The organism is Paenibacillus marchantiophytorum (assembly GCF_014640555.1).
GTDB lineage: Bacteria > Bacillota > Bacilli > Paenibacillales > NBRC-103111 > Paenibacillus_E > Paenibacillus_E marchantiophytorum.
In genome coordinates this window covers 1-1390 of the sequence record NZ_BMHE01000119.1, presented here as the reverse complement: position 1 = coordinate 1390, position 1390 = coordinate 1, and the positions used below count along the sequence as shown (strand labels likewise).

The 1390-nt window shown below is 45.0% G+C and carries 1 protein-coding gene and 1 pseudogene; both read right to left on the bottom strand.

The window, feature by feature from the left end; genetic code table 11:
• Positions 1-110: 110 nt before the first annotated feature.
• Positions 111-1097 (bottom strand): hypothetical protein, encoded by a 987-nt coding sequence (locus tag IEY34_RS36120; protein WP_189021110.1) that lies wholly within the window; start codon positions 1095-1097, stop codon positions 111-113.
• Positions 1084-1390, bottom strand: a pseudogene (locus IEY34_RS36115) (hypothetical protein); the annotation flags it as partial. The pseudogene IEY34_RS36115 and the gene IEY34_RS36120, both read right to left, overlap by 14 nt.

The window sequence follows — 1390 nt, the reverse complement described above, 5'->3', positions numbered from 1 at the left end:
GATAATAGTTTACATTTGGACATCAGCAAATTCTATTGACGTGACTTTTTAAGAACTATTCCTACATCATCGCCATTGTCAGTAGTAAGCGAAATTATATATCTCCCTCACTACTGCGTATTTGTACAATCATTAATAAAATATCCCTTTCTTACAGCCTCTTCCCCATCAAAAAGGCTTTCAGTGACCGTCACGCCAGCACTTGGCACGCATCCGTTGCCATAAGCAACATGCCGTCCAGCAGATGAAATCGTTCCGATCAGTGATTTTCTTTGCACGACGGCTCCCCCGCCGAAGGCGTATCCATCGAACCTTTCCCCGTTAGGCAAGGGGTAGCCCTGAACAAAAGCCATAAATCCGATATCTTTGATGGATTGCTCATTCAACCCGCGCGGAATAGAGAATTGAAGGTTGAGTCCGAGCCGCTTCACAAGCTCCATATGCCGATTGATGGCTCCGCCCAAGTCTTGCTCCACATTAGCCGTAATTGTGTTCTGCCGAACCTCCTGAAAGATGGCAAGCGTGCTTAGTGGCGCTAAATTGGTTTTACCTGCCAGCGCGGCATATTCATCTTGTACGAATACATTGGATGCCTTATCGTAGACTGTCGCCTTGTCATCCAGTGTAAAATACAGCACATTCCCATTCTGCAGCGTATAGGTGTACGGACGAATTGGCCAAAAGACGGGAGTAATCTCTCGCTGTCCACTACTATTGGCTGTATCTTCTAATGTCACTAACACATACCCGTTATAGCGAAGCAATACCATGGCAGGCATGTGGATTTTCAAGTTTTGTATCGCTACCGGATTATTCTCAATGCCGAACTTAAGGGCTAGATTTTGATAAAAGACATGAAGCAGGTCCATATCCAAATTAAGCTGCTTTTGTTCATGATACCGAACGGCGGTCGTCGTTTGTTGTGACTCCATTCTAGCCAAATATGCACCCGCATCGTCCACCGCAGCCTGAAAATCATCCTCATATTGTTTGTGCAGGCTGACGCTTCGATCATACGAATCCTGTCTGGAATCATGCGCAAATACAAGGGGTATGGAAATAATTAGAAATAATAAAACAAGACTAAGGGGCTTCACTTCGTACCATCCCCCCCTTTTTAATAGCAATCGGAACCGCTTGTCCTCTGAATAGGAAAGAGCGAAGCCTACCTGCAAGGGTAATGCCACGTGATTGAATGCGAACGTTAAATAGATCTCCAACATGCATGGTATATCTCCGCGATGCATCATCATCTGCAAGCCGCGCACTTGGATACAGCGTACTGAGTATTTCTTTGGTAAAGTATCCGTCATACCGAACTGTAAATGTCTGTTGGAACGTCCCAAAGTTATTGGGATTCGTATAGGTAGGTTCAATGACCTTTTTGTAG